At 71.2% G+C, this 24,359-nt stretch carries 18 protein-coding genes; 8 read left to right on the top strand and 10 right to left on the bottom strand.

Features of this window, described 5'->3' with window-relative positions:
- Positions 1–25 precede the first annotated feature (25 nt).
- The 5 genes from mptB to OG439_RS12630 form a co-directional block, all read right to left on the bottom strand.
- Positions 26–1,561 (bottom strand): polyprenol phosphomannose-dependent alpha 1,6 mannosyltransferase MptB, encoded by a 1,536-nt coding sequence (gene mptB, locus OG439_RS12650; protein ID WP_326949576.1) that lies wholly within the window; start codon positions 1,559–1,561, stop codon positions 26–28.
- An 82-nt stretch (positions 1,562–1,643) separates the two neighbouring features.
- A complete protein-coding gene (locus OG439_RS12645; RefSeq protein ID WP_326949575.1) occupies positions 1,644–3,293 on the bottom strand; it encodes an ABC transporter ATP-binding protein in 1,650 nt (549 codons plus the stop codon).
- The gene (locus tag OG439_RS12640) at positions 3,290–4,192 is read right to left on the bottom strand and encodes an ABC transporter permease (RefSeq protein WP_326949574.1); all 903 of its coding nucleotides are present in this window, start codon (positions 4,190–4,192) and stop codon (positions 3,290–3,292) included. The genes OG439_RS12645 and OG439_RS12640 overlap by 4 nt, the downstream gene beginning before the upstream one ends.
- The gene (locus OG439_RS12635) at positions 4,189–5,208 is read right to left on the bottom strand and encodes an ABC transporter permease (protein WP_326949573.1); all 1,020 of its coding nucleotides are present in this window, start codon (positions 5,206–5,208) and stop codon (positions 4,189–4,191) included. The genes OG439_RS12640 and OG439_RS12635 overlap by 4 nt, the downstream gene beginning before the upstream one ends.
- A 3-nt stretch (positions 5,209–5,211) precedes the next feature.
- The gene (locus OG439_RS12630) at positions 5,212–7,044 is read right to left on the bottom strand and encodes an ABC transporter substrate-binding protein (RefSeq protein WP_326949572.1); all 1,833 of its coding nucleotides are present in this window, start codon (positions 7,042–7,044) and stop codon (positions 5,212–5,214) included.
- A gap of 180 nt (positions 7,045–7,224) precedes the next feature.
- Here OG439_RS12630 and OG439_RS12625 point away from each other — a divergent pair, with 180 nt between their 5' ends.
- Together OG439_RS12625 and OG439_RS12620 are read left to right on the top strand one after the other, a co-directional pair.
- Complete coding sequence (locus OG439_RS12625) at positions 7,225–8,052, top strand: M55 family metallopeptidase (RefSeq protein WP_247051735.1); 828 nt, start codon at positions 7,225–7,227, stop codon at positions 8,050–8,052.
- Positions 8,045–9,343 (top strand): M20/M25/M40 family metallo-hydrolase, encoded by a 1,299-nt coding sequence (locus OG439_RS12620; RefSeq protein ID WP_326949571.1) that lies wholly within the window; start codon positions 8,045–8,047, stop codon positions 9,341–9,343. The genes OG439_RS12625 and OG439_RS12620 overlap by 8 nt, the downstream gene beginning before the upstream one ends.
- 93 nt (positions 9,344–9,436) lie before the next feature.
- Here the strand turns inward: OG439_RS12620 and OG439_RS12615 are convergent, their stop codons facing one another.
- The gene (locus tag OG439_RS12615; RefSeq protein WP_326949570.1) at positions 9,437–10,081 is read right to left on the bottom strand and encodes a class I SAM-dependent methyltransferase; all 645 of its coding nucleotides are present in this window, start codon (positions 10,079–10,081) and stop codon (positions 9,437–9,439) included.
- A 41-nt stretch (positions 10,082–10,122) separates the two neighbouring features.
- Positions 10,123–10,323 (bottom strand): hypothetical protein, encoded by a 201-nt coding sequence (locus OG439_RS12610; protein WP_326949569.1) that lies wholly within the window; start codon positions 10,321–10,323, stop codon positions 10,123–10,125.
- Positions 10,324–10,475: 152 nt separating this feature from the next.
- Between OG439_RS12610 and OG439_RS12605 the strand changes: the two genes are divergently transcribed.
- Positions 10,476–14,786 (top strand): GH92 family glycosyl hydrolase, encoded by a 4,311-nt coding sequence (locus OG439_RS12605; protein WP_326949568.1) that lies wholly within the window; start codon positions 10,476–10,478, stop codon positions 14,784–14,786.
- Between the two features lie 84 nt (positions 14,787–14,870).
- Positions 14,871–15,410, top strand: a complete 540-nt coding sequence (locus OG439_RS12600; protein WP_326949567.1) for a YciI family protein — start codon at positions 14,871–14,873, stop codon at positions 15,408–15,410.
- A 64-nt stretch (positions 15,411–15,474) separates the two neighbouring features.
- On the opposite strand, the gene OG439_RS12595 is transcribed toward OG439_RS12600, so the two are convergent.
- The gene (locus OG439_RS12595) at positions 15,475–16,248 is read right to left on the bottom strand and encodes an alpha/beta fold hydrolase (RefSeq protein WP_326949566.1); all 774 of its coding nucleotides are present in this window, start codon (positions 16,246–16,248) and stop codon (positions 15,475–15,477) included.
- A gap of 67 nt (positions 16,249–16,315) precedes the next feature.
- Here OG439_RS12595 and OG439_RS12590 point away from each other — a divergent pair, with 67 nt between their 5' ends.
- Together OG439_RS12590 and OG439_RS12585 are read left to right on the top strand one after the other, a co-directional pair.
- Positions 16,316–19,438 carry a GH92 family glycosyl hydrolase gene (locus tag OG439_RS12590; protein ID WP_326949565.1) on the top strand — a complete coding sequence of 1,041 codons (3,123 nt, stop codon included), beginning with the start codon at positions 16,316–16,318 and terminating at the stop codon, positions 19,436–19,438.
- A complete protein-coding gene (locus OG439_RS12585) occupies positions 19,435–21,528 on the top strand; it encodes an FUSC family protein (protein WP_326949564.1) in 2,094 nt (697 codons plus the stop codon). Before OG439_RS12590 ends, OG439_RS12585 begins: the two co-directional genes overlap by 4 nt.
- Before the next feature lie 383 nt (positions 21,529–21,911).
- Here the strand turns inward: OG439_RS12585 and OG439_RS12575 are convergent, their stop codons facing one another.
- A complete protein-coding gene (locus OG439_RS12575) occupies positions 21,912–22,280 on the bottom strand; it encodes a VOC family protein (RefSeq protein ID WP_326949562.1) in 369 nt (122 codons plus the stop codon).
- Positions 22,280–22,681: a nuclear transport factor 2 family protein gene (locus tag OG439_RS12570; protein ID WP_326949561.1), complete on the bottom strand. Its 402-nt coding sequence runs from the start codon at positions 22,679–22,681 to the stop codon at positions 22,280–22,282. The genes OG439_RS12575 and OG439_RS12570 overlap by 1 nt, the downstream gene beginning before the upstream one ends.
- Before the next feature lie 105 nt (positions 22,682–22,786).
- Here OG439_RS12570 and OG439_RS12565 point away from each other — a divergent pair, with 105 nt between their 5' ends.
- Together OG439_RS12565 and OG439_RS12560 are read left to right on the top strand one after the other, a co-directional pair.
- The gene (locus OG439_RS12565; protein ID WP_326949560.1) at positions 22,787–23,245 is read left to right on the top strand and encodes a MarR family winged helix-turn-helix transcriptional regulator; all 459 of its coding nucleotides are present in this window, start codon (positions 22,787–22,789) and stop codon (positions 23,243–23,245) included.
- Positions 23,246–23,332: 87 nt separating this feature from the next.
- A complete protein-coding gene (locus OG439_RS12560) occupies positions 23,333–24,313 on the top strand; it encodes a malate dehydrogenase (RefSeq protein WP_326949559.1) in 981 nt (326 codons plus the stop codon).
- The last annotated feature ends 46 nt before the right edge of the window (positions 24,314–24,359 follow it).

Raw genomic sequence — 24,359 nt, 5'->3', positions numbered from 1 at the left:
CGGTACAGCGACGGTATTCGGTCGCCTAGTCGCGGATGAACTTCTCCGGGCGGCGCCAGGCGTCGATGAGTCCGAGCGGGTCCGGGCGCAGCAGGGACGCCGCCGAGTAGAGGCTCGCCACGACGACCAGGGCGATGAACCACCAGTCGTACAGGGCCTGCTCGCCCGTCGGGTAGTAGACCAGCGTCACGAACACCACGACCGCGACCACGACCGCGAGGTGGCGGGGCTGCCACTTGAACGCCGACAGCAGCACGAAACCCCAGGTCAGGTACCACGGCAGGGTCGGCGGCATGAGGATCGCCACCGCCAGCAGCGAGATGCCGGCGCGGTAGACGGCCTCGTGGCCGCCGCCGCGGGCCAGCCACCACTGGCGGACGCCGAAGGCGACCAGCAGGAGCATGCCCGCCGCGCGGGCGACCGTGACGAACGGCGAGACCTGGACGTCCACCACCAGGTGCACGAGGTTGTAGAAGACCTCGCCGATGCCGGTGGGGATGTTGAGCCAGTTCGCGATGAGCTGCGGGGCCTTGAGGCCGGACCACCAGCCGAGGTTGAGCGACCCCAGCGAGATCCACGTGCCGGCGACGAACACCGGCAGGAACAGCCCGACCGAGGCGGCGCCGGCGCGCAGGAAGTTGCGGACCTTCGACTCGCCCGCCATGTGGTTGGCCCACATCCAGACGATGAACGGCAGCGCGATCGCCGCGGTCGGCTTGATCAGCATGCCGATCGTGACCAGGACGACCGCGAGGACGTGCTTGCGTTCCAGGGCGGCGAGGACGCCGATGGTGAGGAACGCGAGCATCATCAGGTCGTTGTGCGGGCCGCCGAAGAGGTGGATGACCATCATCGGGCTGGCCACCGCGAGCCACAGCGCGACGGGGAGCTTGCCGCCGAGGTGCTTGACCAGCCGCGGCAGCGCCCACAGCGTGCCGGCCAGGCCGACCAGCAGGACCAGGCGCATCAGGATGACGCCGAGGATCATGTTGTCGCCGGAGACGGCGACGACGCCCTTGGAGATCAGCAGGAACAGCGGCCCGTACGGCGCCGGGGTGGTCTGCCAGAGCGGGTGGACGTTCTGCACCACGTTCGGCAGCACGTCGAGCTCGGCGGGCCCGTTGGCGTACGGGTCGAGGCCGTAGAGCAGCTGGGCGCCCTGGCCGAGGTAGGAGAAGACGTCGCGGGTGAACAGCGGCGGCGAGATGAGCAGCGGCGCCATCCAGCAGCCGGCGGCGACCAGGATCGGGCGGCTGCCGACGCGGCCCTGCAGGACGTAGCGGCCGAGCCGGACCCACGCCCACACCACGAGGCCGAAGCCGGTGTAGAGGACGGCGTTGGCGAGCATGCGCCCGTGGCCGTAGCGGATCCACGAGAGCGGGCCGTGGCCGAGCACGGGGTCCTTGATCAGGATGCCGCCGGCGCCGAAGGCGGCGAGCATGAGCAGCGTGCTGCCGACGGTGCCCATCGCGATCGTGCGGTACGGGAATCGCGAGGGCACGAAGAGTCGCTCGGCCAGTCCGGTCGAGGACGTCTGCGCGGGGTCGGTGGTGGTCGCCATTTCCGTTCGGAGGTTACACACCTGGCCGAGGTGACCTTTCCGCAGTGCCGGGTTTCGGTGGGACGAGCCCGGCACCGCGGTTTCAGGCCTGCGCGGTCCGGCGCTGGGCGGTGCCGCCGGGCAGGGCGGCCAGCAGGGATTTCGTGTACTCGTGGTGCGGGTCGAGCAGGACCTGTTCGACGGTCCCGGTTTCGACGAGTTCGCCGCGGTACATCACGGCGACGCGGTCGGCGATGTTCCAGGCCAGCCCGAGGTCGTGGGTGATCACCAGGCCGGCCAGGCCGAGCTCGCGGCGCAGCCGCAGCAGCAGCCCGAGGATCTCGCCGCGGACGGACGCGTCGAGCGACGCGACCGGCTCGTCGGCGACCACCACGGACGGTTCCAGCGCCAGGGCCCCGGCGATCACGACGCGCTGGCGCTGACCGCCGGAGAGCTCGTGCGGGAGCCGGTCGGCGTACTTCTCGGCGGGCCGCAGTTCGGCGGCCTCCAGGGCCCGGTGGACGACCGCGCGCTCGTCGCGCAGGCCGTGGATCCGGGGGCCTTCGGCGACGGCCTCGTAGACGGTGTGGGCCGGGTTGAGCGCGCTGGTCGGGTCCTGCAGCACGAGCTGGACCTGGCGGCGGTAGGCCTTGAGCCCGGATCCGCCTGACGGCACCGGTTTGCCGGCGTAGCGGACCACGCCGGAGTCGGGTTTCTGCAGGCCGAGCAGGGTGCGGGCGAGCGTCGTCTTGCCGGAGCCGGACTGCCCGACCAGTGCGACGATCTCGTCGCGCGACACCGTGAGGTCGACGCCGGCGACGGCGTCGATCCGCTTGCCGGTGCGGTCGCGGAAGGACACCCGCAGGTTCTCCGCGGCCAGCAGCGGCTCACCGCCGGCCGCGCGGGACGCCGGTTCGGGCGGCAGCGGCGTGCTGGTGGCGGGGGCGAACCGGGACACCGGGTCGCCGACGGTCGGGAACGCCGCGGCCAGCGCCTGGCTGTGCGGGTGCCGCGGGTCCGACATCAGCTCGGCGCTGGGGCGTTCCTCGACGATCTCGCCGTCGTACATCACGGCGATGCGCTCGCAGGTGGCGGCGAGCACGGACAGGTCGTGGCTGATCATGATCAGCCCGATGTCCTGTTCGGCGACCAGCCGCGAGAGCAGGGCGAGGACCTGGGCCTGGACGATGACGTCCAGCGCCGTGGTGGGCTCGTCGGCGATGATCAGCCGGGGCGAGCAGGCCAGGGCCATCGCGATCATGACGCGTTGCTTCTGCCCGCCGGAGAGCTCGTGCGGGTAGGCGCCGGCGCGGCCCGGGGGCAGGTCGACCTGGGTGAGCAGGTCGGCTACGCGGGCGTCGATCTCGGCGTCGGACAGCATCTTGCCGTCGGTCGGGTGCAGCCGCAGCGGCTCGGCGATCTGCTCGCCGATCTTGCGGACGGGGTTGAGCGCGTGCATGGCGCCCTGGAAGACCACGGACGCCTCGGCCCAGCGGACCGCGCGCAGGCGGCCCCACTTCATGGCGGTGACGTCTTCGCCGTCGAGGAGGATCTCGCCGCTGATCTTGGCCGTGCGCGGCAGGAGGCGCAGGACGCTCATCGCGACCGTGGACTTGCCGGAGCCGGACTCCCCCGCCACGCCGAGCGTGCCGCCGGGGTCGAGGGTGAGGTCGACCCCGCGCACGGCGGGGATGTCGCCGCCGGCCGTCTCGTAGGTGACGGTGAGGTCCTTGAGCTGCAGCAGCGGGGTCACTTCTTCAACCTCGGGTTGAGCACGGTCTCCAGTCCCCGGCCGACCAGGGTGAAGCAGAGCACGACGAGCACGATGGCGATGCCCGGCGGGAGCAGGTTCCACCAGGCGCCGCGGGTGACGGCGCCGTTGTTGAGGGCGGTCTCCAGCATCGCGCCCCAGGAGACGGCGTTCGGGTCGCCGACGCCGAGGAAGGCCAGGGTGGCGTCGGCGATGACGGCGTTGCCGACGACCAGGGTCGTGTTGGCCAGCACGAGCGGCGCGACGCCGGGCAGGACGTGCTTGCCGACGACGTGCAGGTGTCCCCCGCCCAGGGCCCGGGCGCGCTCGATGTAGGGCCGGCTCTCGATGGTCAGCGTCTGGGCGCGGACCAGCCGCGCGGTACCGGGCCAGGAGGTCAGGCCGATCGCGACGATGACCGTGGTGACGCCTTGGGGCAGCACGGCCGAGAGCGCGATGGCCAGCACCAGAGAGGGCAGGACCAGGAAGAAGTCGGTGAACCGCAGCAGGATCGTCGAGACCCAGCCGCCGAAGTGGGCGGCGGTGATGCCGATGAGCGTGCCGATCAGCACGGACAGCACGGTCGCGGAGAACCCGACGAGCAGCGAGATCCGGGCGCCCCAGAGCGTCATGAGCAGCACGGACCGGCCGTCGATGTCGGTGCCGAGCCAGTACTGGCCACTCGGCGGGCGCAGCGCGCCGCCATCGGCCTTGGTGACGTCGAGGCCGCCCTCGTCGCTGATCACCGGCAGCAGCAGCGCCATCACGACCGTGACGGCGAGCAGGATCAGCCCGGTGAGCGCACCCTTCTGGGCGGCGAACTCGGTCCAGGTGCGCGCCGCGGACTGGCGACGCCGCCGCCAGGCGATCGCCCGCGGCGATTCGATGGACTCGGTGGTCATGAGGTGCGCACCCTCGGGTCGAGCACGCGGTAGAGCAGCTCCGCGAGCAGGTTCATCAGCACGACGGCGCCGGCGAGGACGACGAAGACCCCTTGCAGCACCGGCAGGTCCGGGCCGTGCAGGGCCTGGTAGGTCAGCTGCCCGAGGCCCGGCCAGCTGAACACCGCCTCGACCGACACGGCGCCGGCGACGACCGCGCCGAACTGCATGAACACCAGCGTCGTGGTGGGCAGCAGCGCGTTCGGCACGGCGTGGCGACGGCGGACCAGGTCGTCCTTCAGCCCCTTGGCGCGGGCCGTGGTCAGGTAGTCGGCGTTCATCTCCCCCAGCAGCGATGACCGCATGATCAGCATGTACTGGGCGTAGAACACCGCCAGCAGCGTCACGCACGGCAGCACCAGGTGGTGCAGCACGTCGAGGGTCTGGGAGAAGACGTCCGGTGCCGCGTCCGGGGAGTGCATGCCGCGGCTGGGGAACAGGCCGTTGGTCGCGACCAGCAGGATCAAGCCGAGCCAGAACTGCGGGACCGACCACAGCGTGAGCGCGATGCCGGTCTGGGTGCGGTCGAACACGCTGTCGCGGCGCCAGGCCGCACGCGTGCCCAGCCACAACCCGAGCGCGATGGCGAGCACGGTCGCGCTGCCGACCAGCAGGATCGTCGGCCAGAGGCGTTCGCCGATCATGTCCGCGACCGGGCGCTGCTCCAGGTAGGACGTGCCGAAGTCGCCGTGCAGCAGCTTCCACAGGTAGTCGCCGAACTGCTGGAACACGGGCCGGTCGACGCCGAGGCGCTCCCGGATCTCCGCGATCTGCTTCGGGTCGGTCGGCCGGTCGCGGATCATCGTGGCGACCGGGTCGCCGGGCAGCATCCGGAACAGGAAGAAGAACAGCACGATCACCAGCAGGATGCTGACGAGCGCTTCGACGACCTTCTTGAGGACGAACCGGGCGGTGCCGGTCCCGCCGCGGCGCTCGTCGGGGTCGACGAGCGCCGCGGCTTGTTCGGGGGCGGTCATGCGCTACTCGCGGTCTTCGGACGTCTTGTTGCGGCGGCTGATGATGACGAGCCCGCCGGCCACGATCACCACGACGATGACGCCGACGACGATCCACACGACCGTGCCGCTGTCGCCGGAGTCGGCCGAGGCCTCGGTGCCGGCCGGGGTGGCGCCGTAGACGCCCCAGTAGCCGGACTGCTCGAGGATCGCGCCCTCGGGCTGCGGCTGCTTGGCGAAGCCGGAGAACTTGTCCGAGCGGTACGCCTCGAGCGCGTTCTGGTAGTCGAGCACGACGTTGACGGCCTGGCTGGCCAGCCGGGCCTGGGCCTGCTTCACCGTGGCCGCACGCTGCGTGTCGTCGGTCTCGGTGAGCTGCTTGGCGCGCAGCGCGTCGAACTCGGGGTCGCAGAAGAACGTGTCGGTCGTGGCGCCCTTGCCCTGGGCGTTCGGCCGGGCCGCGCAGGTGTGCAGCTGCAGCGCGGAGTCCGGGTCCGGGTTGGTCGCGTAGCCGGAGATCGCCAGGTCGTAGTTGCCGGCCGTGGTGCGGTCGTTGAGCTCGTCGTCGGAGACGAGCTCCTGCTTGACCGTGATGCCGATGTCCTTGAGCCAGCCGGAGACGTACTGCGCGAGCCGCTGGTCGTAGGGGCGGTTCGCGTGCCCGGTCAGCCGCAGTTCCAGCTTCGCGCCGCCGGGGGCGGCGCGGACGCCGTCGGCGCCCTTGACGTACCCGGCCTGGTCGAGCGCGGTGTTGGCGCCGGCGATGTCGAACCCGACCTTGTCGGCGCCGGAGGGCTCCCAGTGGTAGGCCTGGTAGATCGGCGGGACGATGCCGGTGCCGAGCTGGGCGTGGCCGCCGGCGACCCGGTCGACGATCGTCTGCTTGTCGATGGCCTGCACGATGGCCTTGCGCAGCCGGATGTCCTTGAGGACCGGGTTGCCGTTGCCGATCGGCTGGTTCTGGTTGTTCTGGACGCCGAAGTTGAGGTTGATCTCGTCGTAGCGGCGGCTCGGGGCGGCGTTGGTCGTGATGTTCGGCTGGCCGTTGAGCGAGTCGAACTGGGTCGGGGTGAGCCGGTTGATGACGTCGACCTCGCCCTGGCGCAGCGCGTTCACCGCGGCCTCGGCGTCCTTGAAGATGAGCAGCTGCAGTTCGTCGACCTTCGGCGCGGTGCGCCAGTAGTCCTTGTTGGCCTTGAACTTGACGTACTCGTTCTGCTTGTACTCGGTGAGCTGGTAGGGCCCGTCGCTGACGCCCACGACCGAGATGTCGTCGGTCTTGGGGTCGTTGAGGTCCTTGATCGGCGCCCAGATGTGCTCCGGGACGATCGGGACGTCGAGCAGGTTCATGTCCGACTGCACGGTCTTGGTCTTGATGACCAGCGTGGTGTCGTCGGGCGCGGTGACCGTGTCGAAGTTGGTCACGTAGCTGCCGTTGGCGGTGCGGGCGTTCTCGTCGGTCAGCATCCGGTTGAACGTGAACGCGGCGTCCTTGGCCGTGACCGGCTGCCCGTCGCTCCACTTGGCGCCGGAGCGGATCTTGTACGTCCAGGTCAGCTTGTCCGCCGACGGCGTCCACGACTCGGCGAGCGCGGGCGAGGCCTGCGCGGTCTCGGCCGAGGGGATGGTGAGGAACTCGTAGATGAACCGGCCCACCTGGGTGGACGCCGCCAGTGACGCGGTGAACGGGTTCAGGTGGTCGATACCCGTGGTCAGCGCGACCCGCAGCACCTTGCCCTGCTGCGCCTGCGCCTGCGCGGCGAGCGGGATCGCCCCCAGTGTCGCGACGGCGACGATCGCCGCCACGCGGCCGAACCGGCCGGGTCTGCGTTGGAAATGCACCAAAAACCACCCCATCGTTCTCGCTGTGAGCCTCCCCAAGGACGAGAAGTAACCACATACCCGGACAACCGCGCAATATGTTGCCACCTCGGCAGGTGTCCGATCGTTATCGACCGGACAAAGTTCACGCTGCGTGACATTCGGAAGGCGGGATTCGGTGCTCGCGGGTCGCGCGGGCTGGTTAGAGTGCCCCGCATGCGCATCATGATCTCGGCGGACATGGAGGGCGCCACCGGCGTCACCTGGACCGACGACGTCGTGCCCGGTTCGCCGCAGTGGGACCGCTTCCGGCGGCTGTTCACCGGCGACGTCAACGCGGTGCTGGCCGGGCTGTTCGACGCCGGGGCCGGTGACGTCCTGGTGAACGAGGCGCATTCCTCGCAGCGGAACCTGCTGCTGGAGGACCTCGACCCGCGGGCGCGGCTGCTGACCGGGCGGCACAAGCCGCTGTCGATGATGCAGGGCGTCGACTCCGGTGTGGACGGTGTCGTCTTCCTGGGCTACCACGCCGGTGCCGGGTTCGACGGGGTGCTTTCCCACACGTACCTGGAGAACCAGATCACCGGGGTGTGGCTGGACGACGTCCCGGCGAGCGAGGGCCGGTTGAACGCGGCGATGGCCGCGGAGTATGGCGTGCCCGTCCTGCTCGTTTCGGGTGACGACGAAACGTGCGAAGACGCGCGTGATTACGCACCGGACGCGGAGCTGGTCCAGGTGAAGGAGTGCGTCAGCCGGTACGCGGCGATCTGCCTGCCGCCCGCGCGCACGGCGGAGCTGCTGACGACCGCGGCCGCCGACGCGATGGCGCAGGCCGGTCGCCTGGAGCGGCGGGTGGGGCCGCACCGGATCGAGGTCGAGTTCGACGCGAGCCACCTGGCCCAGGCCACCGCGGTGATCCCGACGGTGGAGCAGATCGGCGTCCGGCGCGTCGGGTTCGACGCGGTGACGATGACCGAGGCGATGAAGGCGTTCAAGGTCGTGACGGCGATCGCGGCGGGGGCGGTGCAGGGCATCTATGGCTGACGTGGCCGACGTTGTCGGGATCTGCGCGGACCTGATCCGGTTCGACACCACCAACCGCGGTGGGGGTGACGCTTCGCCGGAGCGGCCGGCGGCGGAGTACGTGGCCGCGTTCCTGGACGGCCTCGGCATCCCGTCGAAGATCTTCGAGGCCGCGCCGGGCCGGGCCAGTGTGATCGCGCGCGTCGCGGGCACCGACCCGTCTCTGCCCGCGCTGCTGGTGCAGGGCCACCTGGACGTCGTCCCGGCGGACGCCGCGGACTGGTCGGTGCCGCCGTTCTCCGGCGAGGTCCGCGACGGCTACCTGTGGGGCCGCGGCGCGACCGACATGAAGGACTTCGTCGCGATGGTGCTGGCCGCGCTGGCCGGCGGGGTGCGGCCGCGACGTGACGTCGTGCTGGCGTTCGTCGCCGACGAGGAGGACCGCGGCGACTACGGCGCACACTGGCTGGTCGCCGCGCACCCGGAGCTGTTCGAAGGCTGTGCGGCGGCGATCAGCGAGTCGGGCGGCTACACCTACCACGTGCCGGCGGCGGACGGCCGGATCGTGCACCTCTACCCGGTCGGGACGGCCGAGCGCGGCACGGCGCACCTGCGCCTCACCGCCCGTGGCCGCGCCGGGCACGGGTCGCGGCCCAACGACGAGAACGCCGTCACCCGGTTGGTGGACGCGTTGCACCGGATCGCGGCGCACCAGTGGCCGGTGTCGCTGACCCCGACGGTGCAGGCGTTCCTGGAGCGGACCGGCGCGGCTTTGGGCATCCCGGTGGATCTGTCCGATGTGGACGCCACGGTGGCGGCCCTGGGTCCGGCGGGCGGGCTGGTGGTGCCGACGGTCCGCAACAGCACGACCCCGACGATGCTGGACGCGGGCTACAAGGTGAACGTGATCCCGACGACGGCAACCGCCCAGGTCGACGTCCGGGTCCTGCCGGGCACCGAGGACGCGCTGTTCGCGGAGCTGGACGAGCTGCTCGGCGCGGGCGTCACGCGGGAGTTCGTCGCGCACCAGCCGCCGGTGCAGGCCCCGGTCGATTCGCCGTGGTTCGCCTCGATGGCCGCGGCTTTGCAGGCCGAGGACCCCGAGGCCGTGGTGGTGCCGTACTGCATGGGCGGCGGCACCGACGCGAAGGCGTTCGCCCAGCTCGGGATCGTGAACTACGGCTTCGCGCCGCTCTGGCTGCCGGCCGGGTTCCCGTACCGGGCGATGGCGCACGGGGTGGACGAGCGCGTCCCGGTGGAGGGCCTGCACTTCGGGACGCGGGTGCTGTCGCGGTTCCTGGAGAGCTGTTAGACGTCCCGAACCTCCGACGCGCGCCTCCGCGGCTAGACCTGCGACTCCGCGCCGACCTCGGCTGCCCGGTGAGTCGCGGGCGGGCCGGGCGCGTTACCGGGTGAAGGTGGCCCAGTGGCGGGCGCCGTCGCGGACGGTGCCCAGGCTGACCAGGCGTACGCCGTCCTGGGCGATCGACTCGATCTCCGCGCGGCTGAACGGCCACGGCGGGCTGACCCACGTCTCGACGTCCGTGCTCTCCTCCGCGACCTCGCTGACCAGCGCCGTGCCGCCCGGGGCGAGGAACCCGGCCAGCGACGTGAGCGCCGCGGGGCGGAAGTCGCGGGGCATCGCCTGGATGTTCATGATCTCGACGACCAGGTCGAACGCCTGGTGCCACTCCCCCGGCGGCTTCAGCAGATCGGCCACGACGTAGTCCACCGCGGACTCCGGGAAGCGGGCACGGGCGGCCTCGACCGCCGTCGGGGCGACGTCGAAGCCCGTCACCGCCCACCCCGCGGCCGCCAGCAGTTCGGAGTCGTCGCCGAGGGCGCTGCCGACCACCAGGGCGCGGCGGCCTTCGCCGGGGTGCTCGGCCGCCCAGGTCACCAGGTCCGCCTGGGGCTTGCCACGGGTCCACGGGACTTCCGCCTCACCGCGGGCGGCGGCGGTGTAGAGCTCGTCGAACCACGCGGTCGGGTTGCCCTCGGCGAGCGAGGCACGGGACAGGACACGATCGGCGGGCTCCGGGGTCGACATGATCACGACTTTAGCGACGACCCCGGAGCCGCGTGACCGATTTACCGCGCGACCGGGCCGGTGCCATTCGCGGCGACGATGGCGGCCGCGGTGATGTGGGTGGCGCCCGGCAGGGTGAACCCGCGGGCCGGATCGCCGCAGGCGGTGCTCGGCCGGACGGTGGAGCCGGTGGCCGCCGGGGTGAAGGCGGTGGTCACGAGCAGGGGCGTCACGACCGCGGCGAGGGTCCGGACGGTTCTCACCAGGTCCCCCGGTGGTTGGGTTGTCCAGTTCTGGCCAGGTTTGCCGACCGGTCTTGACATCGATGTCACCCGCGCGTTTGTCTTCCTACCGCGCCGCCGGTTTCCCCGTCGCGCGGTGCCGTTGTTCATCCCCTCCAGAGCTTGGAGCAATGATGCCCCGAAGCGCCAGACCACCGGTCGCCATGATGCTGGCCGCCACCGTGGTCGCCGCCGGCCTGGTCGCCCTCCCCGCGGCCGCTTACGCCGCCGAGGACGCCCTTCCCGCCGACTTCTCGTCTTCGTTCGAGCCGGGTGACCCCCAGCCGACGTGGACCGACACCGTCGACACCGACGCGGCCGGGAAGCCGCGCGCGTTCGGCGTCAACGGCGCGAACGGCACCGCGATCCCCGGCGACATCCGCGGCAAGGTCACCGAGACCAGCGCGAGCAGTGAGAACACCGACGGCGGCGAGGTCGTCGCCAACCTGGTCGACGGCACGCCGGACACGAAGTGGCTGTCCTGGGACCCGACCGCGTGGGCGCAGGTGAACCTGTCGGAGGCCACGTCGGTGACGCACTACGCGATCACCTCGGCCAACGACCACGACGAGCGCGACCCCAAGGACTGGACCCTGCAGGGGTCGGACGACGCGCAGACCTGGACGGACCTGGACAAGCGGGCCGGCCAGACGTTCAGCGCCCGGTTCCAGCAGAAGGACTACAAGCTGGCCGCGCCGAGCGCGCCGTACAAGTTCTTCCGGCTGAACGTGACGGCCAACAACGGCGGCGACATCCTGCAGGCCGCCGAGCTGCTGCTGGCCAACGACGACCCGACGCCGCCGCCGCTGCCGAACATGCGCAGCTTCACCGACTCCGGCCCGACCGGCGGGTACACGAACAAGAACCGCGCCGGCTTCACCGGGCTCAAGGCGTTCCGCTACTCCGGCAGCCAGACCGAGGCCGGGCACGGCTGGTCGTACAACAAGGTCTTCGACGTCAACGTCCCGGTCGTGGCCTCGACCGAGCTCTCGTACAAGGTGCAGCCGCAGTTCATCACCGGCGACCTGAAGTACCCGAGCACCAACGTCGCGATCGACCTGGCCTTCACCGACGGCACCTACCTGCGCAACCTCGGCGCCACCGACCAGTACGGCTTCCCGCTGACGCCGGAAGGCCAGGGCGCCTCGAAGGTGCTCTACGCCAACCAGTGGAACCTGGTGCGCTCGGCGATCGGCTCGGTCGCCAAGGGCAAGACCATCGACCGGATCCTCGTCGGGTACGACAACCCGAACGGCCCCGGCACGCTGCAGGGCTGGCTGGACGACGTGAAGGTCTCGGCCACGCCGACGCCGCCGTCGAGCACCCGGCCGAGCGACAACGTCGTGACCACGCGCGGCACGATGGCCAACAGCACGTTCTCCCGCGGCAACAACTTCCCCGCCACGGCGGTGCCGCACGGGTTCAACTTCTGGACGCCGGTGACCGACGCCGGGTCGAGCAGCTGGCTCTACAACTACAGCACCCAGAACAACGCGCAGAACCTCCCGCAACTGCAGGCGTTCAGCGTGAGCCACGAGCCGAGCCCGTGGATGGGTGACCGGGAGGCGTTCCAGGTGATGCCGTCCGCGGCCACCGGGGTGCCCGACGCCAACCGCGACGCGCGGGCGCTGCCGTTCAAGCACAGCGACGAGGTCGCGCGGGCGCACTACTACGGCGTGCAGTTCCAGAACGGGATCAAGACCGAGATCGCGCCGACCGACCACGCGGCGATGATGAAGTTCTCGTTCCCGGGCGCGGACTCGAGCCTGATCTTCGACAGCGTCAACAACTCCGCCGGGCTCACGCTCGACCCCGCCACCGGCACGCTCTCGGGGTACACCGAGACCAACGTGTACGCCGGCGCGGGCCGGATGTTCGTCTACGCGACGTTCGACAAGCCGGTCACCGCGGGCGGCAAGCTCACCGGGCAGGGCCGCGACAACGTCACCGGCTACCTGCGGTTCGCCGCGGGCGCCGACAAGACCGTGAACATGAAGATCGCGACGTCGCTGATCAGCCTGGACCAGGCGAAGAAGAACCTCGCCATGGAGATCGCCCCGGCCGCGACGTTCGACTCGGTGCGTGACGCCGCGCAGAAGGCGTGGGACGACCAGCTCAAGGTGATCGAGGTCGAGGGCGCGTCGAAGGACCAGCTCACGACGCTCTACTCGAACCTGTACCGGCTGTTCCTGTACCCGAACTCCGGGTTCGAGAACACCGGCACCGCCGCCAAGCCCGCCTACAAGTACGCGAGCCCGGTGTCGCCGAAGACCGGCCCGGACACCGCGACCCAGACCGGGTCGAAGGTGGTCGACGGCCAGACCTACGTCAACAACGGGTTCTGGGACACCTACCGCACGACGTGGCCGGCGTACTCGCTGCTCACACCGGACATGGCCGGGAAGATGGTCGACGGGTTCGTGCAGCAGTACCGCGACGGCGGCTGGATCGCGCGCTGGTCCTCCCCCGGTTACGCGGACCTGATGACCGGCACCAGCTCCGACGTCGCGTTCGCCGACGCCTACCTCAAGGGCGTCAAGAACTTCGACGTCAAGTCGGCCTACGACGCGGCGCTGAAGAACGCCACGGTGACCCCGCCGAACTCGGCGGTCGGGCGCAAGGGCCTGGACCAGGGCACCTTCCTCGGCTACACGCCCAACACCGCCAGCGAGGGCTTCTCGTGGGCGATCGAGGGGTACGTCAACGACTTCGGCATCGCCAACCTGTCGAAGAAGCTGGCCGACGAAGCGGCGCCGAACGACCCGCGCAAGGCGGAGTACCAGGAGAACTACGAGTACTTCACCAGCCGCGCCCAGCAGTACGTGAACCTGTACGACCCGAGCGTCGGGTTCTTCCAGGGCAAGGACGCGAACGGCAAGTTCACCAAGACGAAGGACCAGTACGACCCGCGTTCGTGGGGTGGCGACTACACCGAGACCGACGGCTGGGGCATGGCGTTCACCGTGCCGCAGGACGGCAAGGGCCTGGCGAACCTCTACGGCGGTCAGGCGGGCCTGGCGACCAAGCTGGACCAGTTCTTCGCCGACCAGGAGACCGCCAACTACCCGGGTTCCTACGGTGGCGTGATCCACGAGATGCGGGAAGCGCGGGACGTGCGGATGGGCCAGTACGGCCACTCCAACCAGCCTTCGCACCACCTGCTCTACATGTACGACTACGCGGGTCAGCCGTCGAAGACGCAGGCGAAGGTCCGTGAGGCGCTCTCGCGGCTCTACAACGGCGCCGAGATCGGCCAGGGTTACGCCGGCGACGAGGACAACGGCGAGATGTCCGCGTGGTACATCTTCAGCGCGCTGGGCTTCTACCCGCTGCAGATGGGCAGCCCGAACTACGCGATCGGGTCGCCGCTGTTCAAGAAGGCGACGATCCACCTGGCCGGCGGCAAGGACCTGACGATCAACGCGCCGAAGAACAGCGCGAAGAACGTCTACGTCCAGGGCGTGAAGGTCAACGGCAAGGCCTACAGCTCGACGTCGCTGCCGCAGGACGTCATCGCCAAGGGCGGCACGATCGACTTCGACATGGGTCCCAACCCGTCGAAGTGGGGCACCGCCCCGAACGACGCGCCGACGTCGATCACCAAGGACAACGCGGTGCCGACGCCGTTGCACGACGAGACCGGGCCCGGCAAGGGCACGCTGTCCACTTCGGACGGCTCCGACGCGGGGGCGCTGCTCGACAACACCTCACGCACCCAGGCCGCCGTCACCGGCGCCCTGCAGTACCAGCTCAACTCCACCGACGAAGCCGTCAGCCACTACACGCTGACGTCCCAGACCGGTGCGGGCGACCCGAAGAGCTGGACGCTGAAGGGCTCCTACGACGGCAAGACGTGGGCGGTCGCGGACCAGCAGACGAACCAGAGCTTCGCCTGGCGGCAGCAGACCCGCGCGTTCAAGGTGGCCAACCCGGCGCACTACGCCTACTACAAGCTCGAAGTCACCGCGACCAGCACCGGCGCCCCGGCGCAGCTGGCCGAGTTCGAGCTGCTGGGCAAGCCGGACGCCTCCTGCACGCAGACCATCACCGGTGAGCGCAAGGGACCGCTGAACGTCTCGAGCGGCACGGTGTGCCTGCAGGACGCGACGGTGTCGGGCCCGGTCACCGTGGGCGGCGGCGCTTCGCTGATCGTCCGCGGCGGCGAGGTCAAGGGCCCGCTCGCGGCGACGGGTGCCGCCCAGGTCGTGCTCAACCGCACGAAGGTGGACGGCCCGGTGGCGATCACCGGGGTGACCGGGCAGGTGTCGATCGAGCTGACGACGGTCGGCGGCCCGGTGGCGCTGACCGGCAACCACGGGCCGGTGCTCACGTCGAGCACGATCGGCGGCCCGCTGGCGTGTGCGATCAACTCGCCGGCCCCGACGGACTACGACCTGCCGAACACCGTCCGCGGCCCGTCCGCCGGGCAGTGCGCGAAGATCTAGTCCCGCAGTAGTCAGGTCCGTGAAGGCCTCCTTACCGGCTCTTACCGCCGGGAAGGAGGCCTTCACGGCTTTCGGAGGGGTGAGATGGAGTTCTTCTGCTACCACCGGGACCGGCCCGGCTCGGCCGGGTTGCGTCAGGAGCTGCGGGAGGCGCACTGGACCTACATGGACCGCTTCCCGATGATCGCCCGCGGCCCCACGATGGACGGGGACACGCCCACCGGCAGCGTCCACGTCCTCGACCTGCCGGATCCCGCCGCGGCCCGCGCGTTCGCCTTCGACGAGCCGGGCTACCAGGCCGGGGCGTACCGGGACGTGCTGCTGCGCCGGTGGCGCAACACCCTGGGCCGCACCATGGGCGACTTCCCGGGCGGGCGCACCGGTGGCCGCCGGTACCTGGTGCTCGGCCTCGGTTCCGGCGCACCAGCCGACCTCGAGGTCCCGCCGGGACGGGACGAGCTGATCGCGTACGGGCCCCTGCTGTCCGACGACGGCGAAGCGTGGCTCGGGACGGCGGCACTGCTGCGGGCCCCGGACCCGGACGCCGCCCGCGCCGTCCTCACCGCGGACCGCTACGCCGCGATCGAGGTGCACCCCTGGCAGTTCGGCGGCCGCCCCGCCTGAGCAAAGCCGTGAAGGCCCCCTTACCGGCCGTAAGAGCCGGGAAGGAGTCCTTCACGGCTTTTCGTCACGGGCGGCGCAGGCCGGCCAGTTCCTTGGCGAGGGCGTCGGCGAAGGGGCCCGGTTCGGACACGAAGCCGAGGTGGTCGCCGGGGAACTCGACGTAGCGGCAGGCCAGGTGCTCGGCCTGCAGCCGCGCGGCCTGGGCGTGGCAGGCGTCCCGGTTGCCGGCACCGGCGGCGGTGACCACCGGGATGCCGGTGCGGCGGACGGCGTCGAGGTCCGGGGTGGACAGGGCGATCGGCAGGAACTCCCGGCGCAGGAAGTAGTCGGCGGCCGCCGGTTCGGGGAAGTCGGCCGGGGACGCGCCGAGCAGCTCCAGTGCCGGGACCGCGCCGCGCTGTGTGTAGGTGGTCCGGACCTGCCGGGCGAACGCCAGCCGCTGCGGGGCGTCGGGCAGCAGCGCCAGGCTGGGGGCGTCGTGGACGACGAGCTCGGTGACGACGTCCGGCTGGTGCGCGGCCAGCTCGAACGCGATCGAGCCGCCGCCGCCCTGGCCGAACACCACCGCGCGGGCCGTGGCGGGGCGGGCCGAGCGGATGACCGCGGCGGCGTCCCGGGCCTGCTGCGCCAGGTCGAAGTCGGTGTCGCGGCCGGTGCTGCGCCCGGTGCGCCGCCGGTCGTAGGTCACCACGGTGTAGTCGTCCGACAGCTGCTCCGCGAGACCGGCGTAGCGCGCGGCGTCACCGCCGAGGCCGGCGATCAGGAGCAGGAGCGGGCCGGCGCCCCGGAGGTCGTAGGTGAGGTCGGCGCCCTCGTGCCGGACGGTGTGCGTGCCCACGCGCCTCTCCCCCTGCGTCGAGTCTGCCGGGCCACACGCTACGCCGTTCGGCCGATACGGTGGGCACATGTCCGACGCCGTGTTCTTCTCCTCTTTCGAAACCGGTGACCCGCAGCCGGTGGACCCCGCGCTGCGGGTCGATCGTGGGCCGGACCGGTCCCCCACGGCCAAGACCGGCGTCGGCTTCACCGGGGCCCGCGCCCTGCGCTACACCGCGCGTCCGTACGGTGTCCTGTTCGAACTCGACGCACCCGTCACCGACCGCACCGAGCTGTCCTATGTGGTCTTCCCGCGGTCCGACGGGGAGATCCCGGCCTACCACGCGACCTGGGTCAGCCTCGACATCGAGTTCGCCGACGGCACGTCGGCCGGGTTCGACCCCGTGGACGACAAGACGCTGTGGGTGGACCAGTGGAACCCCGTCCGCCGCGCGCTCGGTGCGTTCGCCGGGCGCCGGATCGCCCGGATCGTGCTGCGGACCGCGTCACCGGACGGCGAGATCACCGGCTGGCTCGACGACGTCCGGATCACCGAGCGGGAGGACGCGCCGCGCGAACCCGCCGACCTCGTCCGCACCACCCGCGGCACGCATTCCAGCGGCGACTACTCCCGCGGCAACAACTTCCCCGCGACGGCGGTGCCGCACGGGTTCAACTTCTGGACCCCGGTCACCGACGCCGGCGTCACCAACTGGATCTACTCCTACCACCGCCACAACGACGAGCAGAACCGTCCGGCACTGCAGGCGTTCGCGCTGAGCCACCAGCCGAGCCCGTGGATGGGCGACCGGCACACCTTCCACATCATGCCCGGAACCGGCCCGGTCGAACCGGACCGCCGCAAGCGCGCCCTGGCCTTCTCCCACGACGACGAGACCGACTCGCCGCACCACTACGGCGTCCGCTTCGCCAACGGCGTGACCGCCGACCTCGCCCCGGCCGACCACGCGGCGATCCTGCGGTGCACCTTCCCCGACAAGCACGGCTGGCTGCTGTTCGACAACGTCGGCCACCGCGGCGGCCTGCGGCTCAACGCCGACACCGGCGTCGTCACCGGCCACACCTGGGTCCGCAGCCGCCTCTCGGCCGGCGCGCGCCGGATGTTCGTCTACGCCCAGACCGACGCCCCGGCCACCCGGGGCACCAAGTACCGCCGGCCCTGGCGGCGCGTCTCGGGTTACTTCGAGTTCGACGGCCCCGAGGTGACGCTGCGGATCGCGACGTCGCTGATCAGCCTCGCCCAGGCCAAGCGCAACCTCGAGCTGGAGATCCCGGCCGGGACGACGTTCGAGCAGGTCCGGGCGCAGGCGCGGGAGCGGTGGCAGGAGCAGCTCGGCCGGATCGAGGTCGAAGGCGCCACCGACGACCAGCGCACCACCCTCTACTCGAACCTCTACCGGCTGTTCCTGTACCCGAACAGCGCGCACGAGAACACGCCCAAGGGGATCCGGCACGCGAGCCCGGTCGTGCCCCGGCGGTGGCCGAGCACGCGCAAGCGCACCGGCGCGAAGGTCGTGGACGGCGAGATGTTCGTCAACAACGGCTTCTGGGACACCTACCGCACCACCTGGCCCGCGTACGCGCTGCTCACCCCGGCCCACTGCGGCCGGATGATCGACGGGTTCGTCCAGCAGTACCGCGAAGGCGGCTGGATCTCCCGGTGGTCGTCCCCGGGGTACGCCGACCTGATGACCGGCACCAGCTCCGACGTCGCGTTCGCCGACGCCTACCTCAAGGGCGTCCGCGGCTTCGACGTCGAGGCCGCCTTCGACGCCGGGCTGAAGAACGCCACCGTCACCCCGCCGCACCGCGCGGTCGGCCGCAAGGGCCTCGACCGGTCCATCTTCCTCGGCTACACGCCGACGTCCGTCCACGAAGGACTGTCCTGGGCGCTGGAAGGCTGCATCAACGACTTCGGCCTCGCCAACCTCTCGACGGCACTTTCCCGTGAAAGCGACGGGCCGCGCGCCCGGATGTACGCCGACTACGCCGCCTACTTCCGCGAGCGCGCGCAGCACTACGTCCACCACTTCGACCCGAAGATCGGCTTCTTCCAGGGCCGCAAGCGCGACGGCGGCCGCAAGTTCGCCCCCGAGGGCTACGACCCCGCCGCCTGGGGCGGCGACTTCGTCGAGACCAACGCCTGGAACACCGCCTTCACCGCCCCCCACGACGGCCCCGGCCTCGCCGCCCTGCACGGCGGCAACACCGGCCTCGAAGCCAAGCTCGACACCTTCTTCGCCACCCCCGAAACCGGGCAGCGACCCGGCGCGTACGGCGGCCTCATCCACGAGATGACCGAAGCCCGCGACGTCCGGATGGGCCAGTACGGCCACTCCAACCAGCCCTCGCACCACATCCCCTACATCTACAACCACGCCGGCGCGCCCGCGAAGACCCAGCGCGTCGTCCGTGAGGTGCTGCGCCGGCTCTACCTCGGCAGCGAGCTCGGCCAGGGCTACCCCGGCGACGAGGACAACGGCGAGATGTCCGCCTGGTACCTCTTCAGCGCCCTCGGCTTCTACCCGCTGGCCGTCGGCAGCCCGCGCTACGCGATCGGCTCGCCGCTGTTCGAGAAGGCGACCGTGCACCTGGGCGACGGCAAGAAGCTCGTCGTCCACGCACCCGGCAACACCGACGAGACGGTCTACGTCCGCGGTCTCACCGTCGACGGCGCACCGCACGACGCCACGACGATCGCCCACGCCACCCTCGCCGGCGGCGCCGAGCTCGTCTTCGACCTCACCACCGAACCGACCACCTGGGGTGCCCCGCCGCCGCCCGCCGAGCAGCCGGCCCCGGTCACCGACCTCACCGGCACCGCGACCAGCTCCGACGGCACCCGCGTCACCGCGCTGTTCGACGACACCACCGGCACCCAGGTCACCTTCCGCGGCGCCGAGCCGGTCGTCGAGTTCACCGTCACCGGCGACCCCCGCGAGGTCACGATGTACACGCTCACCTCCGGCACCCGCCGCGGCGACCCCAGCGCCTGGACCCTCGAAGGCTCCGACGACGGCACCGACTGGACGACACTCGACGAACGCACCGGCGAGCTGTTCCGCTGGCGCCGCCAGACCCGCCCGTTCGTCCTCGCCACCCCGGCCACGCACGCGCGCTACCGGCTGCGGATCACCGCCACCCACGGCCGCCGGGCCACCCTCGCCCAGTGGGAGCTGCTCGCCCGATGAACCACCTCCGCACCGCCGCGCTCGACCGGTTCGCGGCGGCCGACCCCGGCCTGGTCCGGCTGCGCCTGGCCGGCTCCGCGGTCCTCGGCATCATCCTGGCCGTCGGGGCGCTGCTGCCGGCGCACCTGCCGCTGACGGTCATGCTGGTCGGCGCGATCGCAGCGATGATGACGGCGTTCACGGTCAACGACGCCACCCCCGGCGGCCAAGCCGGCACCCTGGCCCTCGCGTTCCTCACCGGCGCCGCGTCGATCACCGTCGCCAGCCTCGGCTCGGTCCTGCCGCCGCTCGACACGATCGTCTTCGTGCTGCTGATCTTCGTCGCGGTCTACGCCCAGCGCTTCGGCCCCCGCGGCACCGCGCTCGGCTCCATCGGGTTCTTCCTGTTCTTCTTCCCGATGTTCCTGCAGACCCACCTCAAGCAGGTCCCGCAGCTGCTGCTCGCGCTCGCCGTCGGCGTGCTGGCCAACACCGTCGTCCGGTTCGTGCTGCTGCGCCGCAACCCCGAGGCCGAGTTCCTCCGGGTCCGCCGCGCCTTCCGCGCCCGGCTCGCCGCCGTCGTCCGCGCCACCGAGGCCTACCTCGCGGTCAACGGCAGCGAACGCACCCGCAAGCAGCTGCGCAGCTCCATCAGCCGGCTCCACGAGTGCGTCCTGCTCATCGAGGACGCCGCCCCCGACGTCGTCGACGCCCGCGCCACCGACCGGCTCCGCCGCCGCGCCATCGAGGTCGAGCTCGCCGTCCAGTGGCTCGCCAGCACCGTGCAGCGCACCTGCTCCGACGAGCTCACCGCCGAAGTCCGCGACGACCTCATCGCCCGGCTCGCCCGCTTCCGCGCCCTGATGGAACGCGACCCGCGCGAACTGCCGCTGATCAGCCAGACCGGCGAGTACAGCCGGATGCTCGTCGAAGGCAGCCGCATCGACGAGCACGCCGCGCCCGGCGACGGCGTCCGCAAGGCCCTGGCCGAACTGGCGCTGGCCGACGACCGCGCCCAGCGCGCCGCCGACCCGGAGACCTCGACCGACCCGCTCGACGCCGAAACCGACGACGACGAACCGACGCGGAAGTTCGCCTACGACAACCAGACCCGCAGCGCCATCCAGGCCGTCGTCGGCGGCGGGCTCGCCGTGCTCGGCGGCGAGCTGGTCTCCCACCAGCGCTGGTACTGGGCCGTGCTCACGGTGTTCGTGGTCTTCATCGGCGCCTCCAGCGCCGGCGCCACCTTCGTCAAGGGCGTCCGCCGCCTCGGCGGCACCCTGATCGGCATCTTCGGCGGTGTCCTGCTCGCCCTGCTGGTCGCCGGCAGCACCCCGGCCACCCTCGCCCTGATCCTGGTCTGCGTGTTCGGGATGGTCTACACCGCGCGCGTCTCGCAGGTGGTGATGGCGTTCTTCGTCACCAGCATGCTGGGCCTGCTCTACAGCCTGCTCGGCACGTTCAGCTTCGCGGTGCTCTGGATCCGCGTCGCCGAGACCGCCGTCGGCGCCGCCGCCGGGATCCTCGCCGCGGTCGTCATCGTCCCGGTGCGCACCCGCTCGGTCATGCTCGACAACATCACCGAAGTCCTCGACGAGCTCACCGAGTTCCTCGAACACGCCGAGGGCCTGCTCGCCGGGGAGGAGAACGTCAACATCATCGAGCTCTCCCGCGACCTCGACCGCGCCGTCGAGCAGGTCCGCACCACCATCGAACCCCTCACCCACCCGGTGAACCTGCGCAGCGCCCGCCGCGACTACGGCTGGCACGTGCTCACCACGCTGGAGACCATCGCCTTCCGCGCCCGCCACGTCGCCGCCCGCGCCCAGCCCGGCCAGCTCGCCGGCGGCGACGTCGACCGGCTCCGGCTGTTCACCGGCCGGCTGCTGGCCAACATCGACGTCCTCCGCAAAGCCCTCGACTCACCCGGCGGCCCCACCCCCGGCACGCTCGTGCGCGACGACGGCACCCCCGTCTCCGACCGCATCGAGCAGGCCGAGACCCGGGCCGTCCTCTCCAGCCTCAGCCACCTCGACGAAGGCCTCGTCTCCCTCGGCCGCGTCTTCCACGTCGAAGCCACCGATCCCCGGGTCCCGGCGAAACGGCCGTGAGGGCGGCGCGGACTCGCCCGGCGAGAGCCGCGTGCTGATCGTCCTTCTCGATCTCCCCGGTACGGCCGTCCCACCTCGTCACAGTGCCGCGCGAGCACGGCCAGCTTGTGCCGGACCGTGCGCCCGCCGTCCGGGACGCCGGTTCCCCGATCGGGCGCTCCGGCCGGTAGTGCGCACCCTCGAACGGCGAGGCGTCTCCGTCCCACATCCGGAACGCCGGCCGGACGGTCTCGTCCAGCCGCTCGAACCGTTCCCCCACCGGCGGGAACGGCAGGCCCATCGCCCGCGCCTCGCCGTCGTGGTGCCCGGTGCCGATCCCGAACCGCGCCCGCCGGGCCGCGAGAAGTCCGTGATCCCGATGCCGAACCGCGCGGCAGCCTCCCTCAGGCCCGCGTGAGCAGCTCCAGGTTGTGCCCGTCCGGGTCGGCGAAGTAGACGCCCCGGCCCTCGAGCTCGTGGTTGATCTCGTCCGGCACCCGGTGGAAGGGGTCGGCCCAGAACGGCGTCCCCGACGCCCGCAGCCGAGCCAGCGCCGCGTCGAACTCCTCGTCGCCGACCAGGAACGCGTAGTGCTGACCCTGCACCGCGCCCTCGGCCGTCGCGAAGTCCAGCGTGACGCCGTTCGCCAGCCGCAGCTGGCGGAACGGCCCGGCCACCGGCCCCACCGGCAGCCCGAGGATCCCGGCCAGGAAGCCCGCCGACGCCTCCCGGTCCGACGCCCACACGATCGTGTGGTTCAGCTCCACGCCCATCACGCGGCCCCCGGCGTGAACGGCAGCGGGCCGCCGATCGTGCTGAGGTGGATCCCGGCCAGCCGCCAGCCGCCGTCCTCACGCACCAGGACGTGCGTGGCGCGGAACTTCCCGTCCGCGGGCGCGCCCTTGAACGACGCGGTCTGCTCGTGGACGCCGATCGCGATCGCCGTGTCCCCGAACTCGCGCACCTCGACGTCACGCCAGTCGAGGGACTTCGTGACCAGGTCGCCGGTGCGGTAGCGCGCCAGCCACTGCGGCCCGTCCAGGACGAACCCGACCGGGCCGACCAGCCGGAAGCCGTCGGCGACCAACGCGCCGAGCGCCTCGGTGTCACCCCGCACCTCGGCGTCCGCCCACCGGCGTCCCACGGCCCTGACCTGCTCTTCGGTACTGCTCATGATCGCGCTCCCCACCGGTCGGTGACTTGACGACACAAATGTTAGAAGTCTAACCGTTCGATGTCAAACGCTTAGACCTCTCCGCATCTGCGATACGGTCCCCCCGTGCCACCACCCACCACCGCCCCCATCGGCGTCGTCCTCGCCCGCACCGCCAAAACCGCCAGCCGCGCCTTCGACCACGCCCTCACCGCCGCCGGCAGCTCCCAGCCCATCTGGCAGATCCTCATCTCCCTCAAAACCACCCCCGTCGCCAACCAACGCGAACTCGCCGACGCCGTCGGCATCCAAGGCGCCACCCTCACCCACCACCTCAACGGCATGGAAACCACCGGCCTCGTCACCCGCCGCCGCGACCCCGACAACCGCCGCATCCACGTCGTCGAACTCACCGACCACGGCGAACAGCTCTTCCACCAGCTCGCCACCGCCGCCATCGCCCACGACAAACGCCTCCGCGCCGGCTTCACCGACGACGAGATCACCACCCTCGCCGGCCTCCTGCACCGCCTCGCCGCCAACCTCACCGACCAACCCGCCCCCGAACCGATCCGGCGAGAGTGACTGGACGCACCCGGACGGCGACCACGGAGAGGGATAGGCTCCGAGGCACAAGCCAAAGTCGTCTCGATTTCAAGCTGGAGTAGCGCTATGACCCAAGCCCCCGTCAACGTGACCGTCACCGGCGCCGCCGGCCAGATCGGCTACGCGCTGCTCTTCCGCATCGCGTCCGGTCAGCTCCTCGGCCAGGACGTCCCGGTGAAGCTGCGGCTCCTCGAGATCCCGCAGGCGGTCAAGGCGGCCGAGGGCACCGCGATGGAACTCGACGACGGCGCCTTCCCGCTCCTCGCCGGCATCGACATCTTCGACGACCCCAAGCAGGCCTTCGAAGGCACCAACATCGCCCTCCTCGTCGGCGCCCGCCCCCGCAGCAAGGGCATGGAGCGCGGCGACCTCCTCGAAGCCAACGGCGGCATCTTCAAGCCCCAGGGCGAAGCCATCAACGCCGGCGCCGCCTCCGACATCAAGGTCCTCGTCGTCGGCAACCCCGCCAACACCAACGCCCTCATCGCCCAGTCCCACGCCCCCGACGTGCCGGCCGACCGCTTCACCGCGATGACGCGCCTCGACCACAACCGCGCGCTCGCCCAGCTCTCCAAGAAGCTCGGCGTCTCCGTCACCGACATCAAGAAGCTCGCCATCTGGGGCAACCACTCCGCCACCCAGTACCCCTCGGTCCAGCACGCCGAGGTCAACGGCAAGAGCGTCGACCTCGACCAGGCCTGGCTCGAGAGCGACTTCATCCCCACCGTCGCCAAGCGCGGCGCGGCGATCATCGAGGCCCGCGGCCTCTCCTCGGCCGCCTCGGCCGCGTCCGCCGCCATCGACCACGTCCACACCTGGGTCAACGGCACCAACGACGGCGACTGGACCTCCGCCGCCGTCGTCTCCGACGGCTCCTACGGCGTCCCCGAAGGCATCATCTCGTCGTTCCCGGTCACCGCCGCGGGCGGTGAGTACAAGATCGTCCAGGGCCTCGAGATCGACGACTTCTCCCGCGCCCGCATCGACGCCTCCGTCGCGGAGCTCGTCGAGGAGCGCGACACCGTGCAGAAGCTCGGCCTCATCTGAGCCAGTACCTCGTAGCGAAAGGGTCGCCGTCCGATGTGGACGGCGA

The sequence above is a fragment of the Amycolatopsis sp. NBC_01307 genome, from assembly GCF_035975215.1.
In the GTDB taxonomy this organism is placed as follows: Bacteria; Actinomycetota; Actinomycetes; order Mycobacteriales; family Pseudonocardiaceae; genus Amycolatopsis.
Note: the sequence above shows the minus strand (reverse complement) of the source record. Positions and strands in the feature narration are given on the sequence as shown.